This is a genomic window from Priestia veravalensis (genome assembly GCF_001457055.1).
GTDB classification, from domain to species: Bacteria; Bacillota; Bacilli; order Bacillales; family Bacillaceae_H; genus Priestia; species Priestia flexa.
Genome location: NZ_KQ758674.1, coordinates 19,885 through 28,916 on the forward strand (window position 1 = coordinate 19,885; position 9,032 = coordinate 28,916).

At 37.6% G+C, this 9,032-nt stretch carries 9 protein-coding genes; 5 read left to right on the forward strand and 4 right to left on the reverse strand.

The window, feature by feature from the left end; translation table 11 throughout:
• Positions 1–11: 11 nt before the first annotated feature.
• Both AS180_RS15855 and AS180_RS15860 read left to right on the forward strand, forming a co-directional pair.
• Entirely contained in the window at positions 12–1,343 is a 1,332-nt protein-coding gene (locus tag AS180_RS15855; RefSeq protein ID WP_062687135.1) for a CoA-disulfide reductase, read from the forward strand.
• 274 nt (positions 1,344–1,617) lie between these two features.
• Positions 1,618–1,857 (forward strand): aspartyl-phosphate phosphatase Spo0E family protein, encoded by a 240-nt coding sequence (locus tag AS180_RS15860; protein WP_025908402.1) that lies wholly within the window; start codon positions 1,618–1,620, stop codon positions 1,855–1,857.
• A gap of 49 nt (positions 1,858–1,906) precedes the next feature.
• Here AS180_RS15860 and AS180_RS15865 read toward each other — a convergent pair whose 3' ends face one another.
• Together AS180_RS15865 and AS180_RS15870 are read right to left on the reverse strand one after the other, a co-directional pair.
• Positions 1,907–2,638: a ZIP family metal transporter gene (locus AS180_RS15865; protein WP_025908403.1), complete on the reverse strand. Its 732-nt coding sequence runs from the start codon at positions 2,636–2,638 to the stop codon at positions 1,907–1,909.
• A 145-nt stretch (positions 2,639–2,783) separates the two neighbouring features.
• On the reverse strand, positions 2,784–3,554 hold the full coding sequence (locus AS180_RS15870; protein WP_025908404.1) for a DUF4931 domain-containing protein: 771 nt from the start codon (positions 3,552–3,554) through the stop codon (positions 2,784–2,786).
• Between the two features lie 143 nt (positions 3,555–3,697).
• On the opposite strand from AS180_RS15870, the gene AS180_RS15875 reads away from it, so the two are divergent.
• From AS180_RS15875 to AS180_RS15885, 3 genes are all read left to right on the forward strand, one after another.
• Positions 3,698–4,162 (forward strand): MarR family winged helix-turn-helix transcriptional regulator, encoded by a 465-nt coding sequence (locus AS180_RS15875; RefSeq protein WP_025908405.1) that lies wholly within the window; start codon positions 3,698–3,700, stop codon positions 4,160–4,162.
• A 125-nt stretch (positions 4,163–4,287) separates the two neighbouring features.
• Positions 4,288–5,982 (forward strand): M3 family oligoendopeptidase, encoded by a 1,695-nt coding sequence (locus AS180_RS15880; protein WP_062687136.1) that lies wholly within the window; start codon positions 4,288–4,290, stop codon positions 5,980–5,982.
• Between the two features lie 204 nt (positions 5,983–6,186).
• Positions 6,187–6,459 (forward strand): hypothetical protein, encoded by a 273-nt coding sequence (locus AS180_RS15885; RefSeq protein WP_025908407.1) that lies wholly within the window; start codon positions 6,187–6,189, stop codon positions 6,457–6,459.
• A 50-nt stretch (positions 6,460–6,509) separates the two neighbouring features.
• Here the strand turns inward: AS180_RS15885 and AS180_RS15890 are convergent, their stop codons facing one another.
• Both AS180_RS15890 and AS180_RS23630 read right to left on the reverse strand, forming a co-directional pair.
• Entirely contained in the window at positions 6,510–8,648 is a 2,139-nt protein-coding gene (locus AS180_RS15890; RefSeq protein ID WP_025908408.1) for an ATP-dependent Clp protease ATP-binding subunit, read from the reverse strand.
• A gap of 194 nt (positions 8,649–8,842) precedes the next feature.
• Positions 8,843–9,032: hypothetical protein (locus AS180_RS23630; RefSeq protein WP_220387609.1), on the reverse strand; the 190-nt coding region annotated here is incomplete at its 5' end.

Sequence of the window (9,032 nt, forward strand, 5' to 3'; positions counted from 1 at the left end):
GAGGCTATAAAATGAAGCGAATTATTGTAATTGGAGGCGTTGCGGGTGGTATGAGTGCAGCATCTCAGCTGCGTCGCTTAGATCAAGAAGCCGAAATTATTGTATTTGAAAAAGGCCGAGATGTTTCATATAGTGCATGCGGTATGCCGTATTATTTATCAGGTGTTGTGAAAGAGCAAGAAAGTCTTATCGCTCGAACAGTTGATGAGTTTAAAGAGCGTGATATCACGGTTCAGCTTCAACATGAAGTAAAAGAAGTGAATCACATAAAGAAATATGTTGTTGTACATAATCATCAAACAAATGAGTCACAAGAAGTGTCGTACGATGAGCTTATTATCGCAACGGGAGCTTCAGCTGTAAAGCCACCCTTTATGATTGATGCTCAAAATGTTTTTTCATTAAAGACGTTAGAAGATAGTACGAACATCCATCGTTATTTAAAAGAAGAAAATGTACAAAAAGTTGTGATTATCGGCGGTGGATATATTGGAATGGAATTAGTAGAGACCATGCATCTATTAGGAAAGCAAGTGTCTGTTATTGAGCGCGGGAATCATATACTATCCATGTTTGACGAAGAAATTGCTACACGAATACAGGGCGAGCTGAAAAATGATATTGCTTTTCATGTCAATGAAGAAGTAGAAGAGTTAATTGCAGACCGTGAAAAAATAACTGCGGTTCGCACCAATAAAAATACGCATGAAGCAGACCTTGTTATTGTAAATGTGGGAGTGAAGCCAAATACATCTTTTTTAGAGAGAAACGGCATTCGAATGCTCGAAAACGGTGCGATCCTCATTAATGACAAAATGGAAACCAACGTTCCGCACCTTTATGCAGCAGGTGATTGTGCAAGCAGCTACCATCTTGTGTTGAAAAAGCCAGTTCATTTTTCACTTGGTACAATTGCTAATAAGCAAGGGAGAATTTTAGGCGCAAACCTAGGAGGAGAAGATAAACATTTCCCAGGTGTCATTGGTACCAGCATCCTAAAAGTTATGGATTTAGAAGTTGCTAAAACTGGAATTACTGAAAAAGAGGCAAAAGCAGAAAACCTTCAATATAAAGCGGTTACGGTAGACGCTTATAATCATACGCCGTATTATCCAGATGCAACAAAAATGTTGGTTAAACTTATCTATGAAAAAGATACACATATTATACTAGGAGCACAAATTATGGGTAAGTCAGAAGCAGCCAAGCGGATTGATGTGTTTGCAACAGCCATTACGGCACGGCTAACAACCGAGCAATTAACCATGCTAGATCTTAGCTATGCTCCGCCTTTTGCTACCGTTTGGGATGCGGTTCAAATTGCTTCTCAAAAAGCGACATAATCAGAGGCCGACGTGAATTTATCACGTCGGTTTTATCGTCTAAAGGAGACGTTGCAGAATTTGTAGATGCGTTGTCATATTTGCATGTTTTGTCGAAGAGGAATTTTTTTCTAAAATTTAAAGGTTGAGAAATCAACGTTGATAACGCTTTCTTTCTTTAGGCTAAAAAAACTTTATAAGAAAAATGTCTATTATTGCGACTCTATTTACATATTTAGTAGAATTTGTAATAATGCGTTATAGGCTAATTTTTCTTTTAATAGGAGAGGATCTTGTGTTTGGTTTAAAAAAGCAAAGTAAATCAGAAGCGTTATTTATACAAATTGTGAGGAAAAGACAAAAAATGGTGGAGATTGGTGGAAAAACAGGTTTATCAAGTGAAGAAACGATTACCTGTAGTCAAGAGCTAGATCAACTTTTAACGCTTTATCAAAAACAACTGTTACGTGAGGAAGAAGATCGGACAAGCATTACAGCAACAATCAGTCGCTTTTTGTCTTTTTCAAAATCGTAAAAAAGGGCAGCAAAGCTGTGCTCGAATCTGCCCTATATCTACTTGTACCTTAAAAGAAGTTAATAAGAAAAACCATAAATAATAGGCCCATGATGAAAGAATACGTTGCAAAGCGTTCATTTCCATCTCCATGACTTTCCGGTATTAGCTCTTTGTAAATGATAAACAACATTGCTCCAGCTGCGAATGCTAATCCATACGACACAAGAGACTCGACAAAATTAGTGAGATAAAAACCAAGTAGTGACGTAATAATTTCTACTGATCCTGTTAATGTTGCAATAAAAAATGCTTTGAACTTACTGATATTTTGCTGTGCTAAAAACAAAGCAACTAATAATCCTTCCGGTGCATTTTGTAATCCGATGGCTAAAGCAATCAGGTTTCCGGTATTTTCTGCATCAGATGCATAGCTTACACCAACTGATAATCCTTCTGGCAAGTTATGTAGCGTAATTGCTGCAATAATTAATAAAGCTTTTTCGTCAAACTGAATCCCTGTTTTAGAATGCTCTAAGTCAATATGAGGTATGTTTTGTTCTAAAATTGTAAGCGTCATGACCCCGAGTAAAAGCCCGATTGCTAACGAATAAAAACTTCCGCTTGCAAGGGATTCAGGAATTAAGCTCATTGTTGAAGCAGCCATCATAATTCCGGCTGTAAACGCGAGCAACACGTCTTTCCAACGGTGCGTTACTGCCTGATTCATAAACAGAATTGGCACAGCACCAAGTCCTGTAGATAGTGCAGAAAGAATACTGCCTATAAGTACGTCTGTCATAACAATCTCCTTTTTCTTCTATCTTTCCACATCATTACTACACTCATTATAATCTTCTTTATTCTTTCGCGAAAGCAGAACTTCTTTCATATTCTCATATGAAAAAAGCTTGAAGAACATTACTTCAAGCTTTTTTCATTGTTGCTTATTTTGAAAAATAAAGAGAGTGAACTTGTTTTGCAATCTCTTCAATTTTGTTTGACACCTGAGGGATTCCATACCCAACAAACAGCGGAGAGGTTGCAAAGCGAGGAATCACTTTACATGCACTTCGTCCATCATCCAACTGATAAAAAAACAGGTTATAGCTCGTGCAGCTACGATGGAAATGATTAAGCAAATAATGAGTAGCAGCTTGAATATAATCAGCTACTTCTTTATTATGTTCTTCAATATTCGATGTCACAATGTTAAATTCAAAAAATCCCATTCTTGGCTTTGTAGATAAGTTAAACTCGACATCTTTATTTTGTTGAATTGAGATGCCTTCAAAATGTGCTTCAGTAATATTTGAGCTTGTATCAAACGTTTTTAATCCAATGATTTGCATATGCGGATGGCGAAGAGAACCACCTGACATGGGTCCGTGATTTTTAAAGAATAAGACGGACTCATATTTTTTACTCTCAATCATCTGTAGCCAGCGAGTAGTGACAAACGAAAACAGTTTATACAAATGCTCTTTTGGATATTCTGATAGTTCTGATTGACATTGATCTGTTTCGATAATCACAGTTTGGTAAGCATTTTGGAGAACTGGGTACTTGTTTTCTAACCAAATAATTGAATCTTCTTTTTCAATAATGCCTGTTAAGGAGTCCACATCACAGAATGGACAAGGATTTTGACGATTTACAATGGTTTCTGGTTTTTGTGAACCAATTGCTGAATTAAAAAATAAATGAGATGGTTTCATAAGCTTCACCTTTTTAATCTAATTATATCTATTGTAGTAGAACAACTAGAAGAAATCTACTGTTTAGCTTGCTTCGTTGACTTTTTAACCAGATTTTAGTATTATCTTGATATCGAGATAAATTAAAAAAGGAACTGATAAAAATGGATTCAACAGTAAATCGAGAAGAATTAGATCAATCTTTAAAATTATTCATTGTTCTATCAAGAGCGAATCGTTCCGTTATGGAGCATGTTCATAAGTTTATTCAACAACACGGTATGAACCCAACTGAATTCGCTGTATTAGAGCTTTTATATCATAAAGGAAAACAGCCTCTTCAGCAAATTGGTGGCAAAATTTTATTAGCAAGCGGTAGCATCACGTATGTTATTGACAAGCTAGAGAAAAAGAGCTTTTTAGAGCGTGTAGCTTGTCCAAATGATCGTCGTGTCACGTATGCGCAAATTACAGAAGCAGGAAAAGAAATGATTGAAAGCATGTTTCCTGATCATGAGAAGCGCATTCATAGTATTTTATCTGTTCTTACAAGTGAAGAGCAAGAAGTAGCCATTTCGCTACTAAAGAAAATTGGACACTATGCAGATGAGTATACGCCGTCTGAATAAAGCAAAAAAGCATCGGTTTGATGCTTTTTTTGTGTGAGAAAATAGCGATTGCGGATTGTTTAAAGGAGATTATGTAATCATCACGAAGTACATAAATGAGCCTATAAAAGAGAGGGGAAAAAGACGTGACATTTCATCAATATACATATGAAAGACCGGATTTAAATCAGCTGAAAAAAGAGTTTAAACAAAGCATTGGCATTTTAAAAGAAGCTAAAACCATTGAAAAACAGTACGAAGCGATTGAAGAATTAAACGAGTTGCGAACAGATTATAGTACGATGAGCAACTTATGTTATATTCGCCATTCCATTGATACAAACGATGAGTTTTATCAAAACGAACAGGATTATTTTGATGAAATCAACCCTCTGTATGAAGAGCTTATGCATCAATACTACGAAGCGCTTGTTTCATCAAGCTTTCGCGAAGAGCTAGAGGCTGCATTAGGAACGCAGCTATTTGCATTAGCTGAAAACCAATTAAAAACGTTCCATCCGTCTATCATTGAAGATTTACAACAAGAAAACAGACTTTCTTCTCAGTATACGAAGCTTATAGCCTCCGCTAAAATTATGTTTGACGGTGAAGAACGCACTCTTGCTCAGCTGGAGCCTTTCATGCAGTCACCAAACAGAGAAACTAGAAAAAGTGCTGCGACTTCACGCTTTCAATTTTTTAAAGACCATGAAGATGAATTTGATCGGATTTATGATGAGTTAGTTCAAGTACGAACAAAAATGGCAAAAAAGCTGGGGTATAAAAATTTTGTAGAGCTTGGGTATGCACGTATGACTCGTACAGACTATAACGCAGAGATGGTTCAAGCATTTCGCGCGCAAGTCTTAACAGAAATTGTTCCATTAGCAGAAGAACTTAAAAAGAGACAGGCAGATCGTATTGGAGTTGACGAATTACTCTATTATGATGAGTCGTTTGAATTTCAAACAGGCAACGCAACCCCAAAAGGAGATGCAAGCTGGATTATTGAGAAAGGTAAAAAGATGTATAGTGAGCTTTCAGCAGAAACAGATAAATTCTTTGCTTTTATGATGGATAATAATCTTATGGACTTAGTTGCAAAGAAAGGCAAAGCGGGTGGAGGCTACTGTACGTTTTTAGAACGTTATAAAGCACCGTTTATTTTTTCGAATTTTAACGGGACCTCAGGTGATATTGATGTATTAACTCACGAAGCAGGACATGCTTTTCAAGTATATCAAAGCCGAAATATTGGGGTAATGGAATATTATTGGCCAACTTATGAATCAGCTGAAATTCATTCTATGAGCATGGAGTATTTTACGTGGCCGTGGATGGAAAGTTTTTTTAAAGAAGACGCACAAAAGTATAAGTTTACTCATTTAAGCTCAGGCCTTCTTTTTCTACCTTATGGTGTAGCAGTTGATGAGTTTCAGCATGTTGTCTATGAAAACCCAACGCTCACGCCAAAAGAGCGAAAAAATGAATGGAGAAAGCTAGAACATAAATACATGCCTTCTAAAAACTATGATGGGGAAGCTTACCTTGAAAACGGCGGATTTTGGCAAAAGCAATCCCATATTTATAACGATCCATTTTATTATATTGATTACACGCTGGCGCAAATTTGTGCATTTCAATTTTGGAAAAAAGATAATGAAAATCATGAAGAGGCATGGAGAGACTATTTGCACTTATGTAAGCTGGGTGGAAGTAAGTCGTTTACTTCTCTTGTGAAAGAAGCCAATTTGCTTTCTCCTTTTGAAGACGGTTGCGTAAAGTCAGTTGTTGGTGAGATTAAGGCTTATTTAAATAGTATAGATGATCAATCATTGTAAGGAAAAGCGAGCTGAAGTGGCTCGCTTTTTGTTACTTTGTAAAGGAAATGAATGAGAAATATAAAGAAATGAGCATAGTGTAAAGAGTTTGTTAGAAGACTGTAAAAACGCTCTTTTTTCCTTTTTTTTGAACTATAATCATCTCAAGAGCCATGTTGATGCACGTACATAGTGGCTCAATTGATTTGAAAGGGGACAGGTACGATGAGTAAAAGTTTCTTAGTCAAATTATTTGGAGCATTTGCAGCAATTACGCTTATGACAGCATGTAGTGCAGAAGAGGGAGAAGACATGACAGATCAAGAACAAACGGAAGATGCGGAAGAAACAACTGGAGAGCCGGCAGAAACACCAGTTGAGGAAGAAGCCGTAGAAGAAGATACAGAAGAGCAAGATCAAGATGCAACAGAAGAGGCAGAGGAACCAGCTGAAGAGGAAACAGACGAATCAACAGATGACCAAGAAGATAATCAATAAAACAAATAGAAAAAAAGCGACTCCCAAGGGAATCGCTTTTTCCTTTTTCATTATTTCAGTTTAGAAGTGACGCGGATTTCTTGCTGTTCATTGACATCAATGAATACCTCGTTGACTTCTTCATCCGTTAGTAAAAGGTCAGTAATTTGGTCTTCAACATGCTCCTGTATAGCGCGACGCAGTGGGCGAGCACCAAATGCCGGGTGGTAGCCAAGAGATGCTAGTGTTTCTTTCGCTTTATCTGTAACTTGTAGGGCGATGTTTTGTTCTTTAAGCGTTTCTTTTAATTCTTGAAGCATAAGCTCAACAATCTTAACCAGATGTTCTTGTTCAAGGTGATTAAATTCAATAATGGCATCGAAACGATTTAAGAATTCAGGCTTAAAGTAAGCAGATAGTGAATCTAAAACAGATGCATGTCTAAGAGCTGCATTTTCAGATTCAAAGCCCACCGTAATTTTCTTTTCTCCCACACCTGCGTTACTTGTCATGATGATTACAGTATCTTTAAAGCTTACTGTACGACCTTGACTATCGGTTAAACGTCCGTCCTCTAAGATTTGTAGGAACATATGCTGAACGTCAGGGTGCGCTTTTTCAATCTCATCTAATAAGATGATTGAATAAGGGTTACGACGTACTTTTTCAGTTAGTTGGCCAGCCTCATCATGACCTACGTATCCTGGAGGTGCGCCAATTAGTTTAGACACCGCGTGTTTCTCCATATACTCACTCATATCAAGACGAATCATCGCATCTTTTGTGCCAAACATTTCCTCTGCTAGAGTTTTTGTAAGCTCTGTCTTACCAACTCCTGTTGGACCAACAAATAAGAAAGATCCAATTGGACGATGCTTAGCTTTTAACCCAGCACGAGAGCGACGAATTGCTTTTGCAACTTTTTCTACAGCTTCGCTTTGACCAATGACTTTGTCGGAAAGGTTTGCTGACAGGTTCTTCATTTTGTGAGCTTCATTTTCTTGAAGTTTCCCAACTGGAATACCCGTTTTCTTTTCAATGATTGCTTGAATATGCTCAACGGTAACTTCAGCTTTATCTTGTTCTTGGTTTAGCTGCTTTTCAAGTTTTGCTTCTTCATCGCGAAGTTTGGCAGCCGCTTCGTACTTTTCTTCTTTTAAAGCTGTTTCTTTTTCCACAGCAATTTCTTTTAGTCGTTTATCGATATCGTCTTTGTTTGAGATACCTGCTTTTAAGTTCATTTTTGAGCCAGCTTCGTCTAATAAGTCAATGGCCTTATCAGGTAAGAAGCGGTCTTGGATGTAGCGATGTGATAAATTTACACAAGCTTTAATTGCATCTTCTGTGAAGTTGACGTTGTGATACGCTTCGTATTTGTTTTGGATGCCTTTTAAAATTTGAACGGCTTCGTCAACAGATGGTTCATGAACCATCACAGGTTGGAAACGACGTTCAAGAGCCGCATCTTTTTCAATAGCGCGGTATTCTTTCAGCGTTGTGGCACCTACGACTTGAAGTTCACCTCGCGCCAATGCTGGTTTTAGGATGTTACTTGCATCCATTGAACCTTCAGCAGAACCCGCTCCAACAAGCAAGTGGATTTCATCAATGAATACGATAACGTTTTTACGTTGTTGTAGTTCGGCGATTAGCTGCTTCATGCGCTCTTCAAACTGACCGCGAATACCCGTGTTTGCTACAAGAGCAGCGACGTCTAGTAAGTATACGTCTTTGTTCATGAGCTTTGAAGGAACGTCGCCTTCTGCAATTTTTAATGCTAAGCCTTCGACAACAGCGGTTTTACCTACACCAGGTTCACCGATTAAAACAGGGTTGTTCTTGTTACGGCGGTTTAAAATTTCAATGACGCGTTCAATTTCTTCGTCACGTCCAATAACAGGATCAATTAGTCCAGCTTTTGCAATTTGTGTTAGGTTGCGACCAAATTCATCTAAGAATCCACCCCCGTTACCTCTTTGCTGAGGAGTAGGCTGCTGAGCTGATTGATTCATGGCTTGTTCATTTGCTAATTGATTGAATAAATCATCGATGTTCATGAAGTGCCCACCTCCAAATCCAGACGGCATTTTACTTTGTTTCATTAATGATTGATAACATGTATGGCATAAACGATATTGTGATTTTTGTTGATTAGCTTGTACGTTTAAATAAATTGTTGCTTCACGTTGTTGACAGTTTTGACACATCATTTAAAAGACCTCCTTAGAATGATTAAATGAATGTAATCATTGATCAATTAGTCAATTTGACTTTGACTATATTTGACCTTTGTGAGTTCATTATACTTTGACCTTTTTTGACTTTCAAGTGTTTTGCTTACATTTTTGTTTTGGAAGTTATTTCTTATTTTAAGTAGAATATTTTGTGGTTTGTTTATTACCTTTTATATGAGATGTAGTAAGAATGCACGCAACGAGTTGTGATTTTCACTCCGGATTGTTCGCTTTCCACGGGGCTCGCGTTGAACTTCCTCGTCACTCCGTTCCTGCGGGATTTCAAGCTGTCTCGCTGATCCCGTAGGAGTCTCACATCCTCCGTTCCAATCACAGGCTTCTGGAATAGAAGGAACAAGT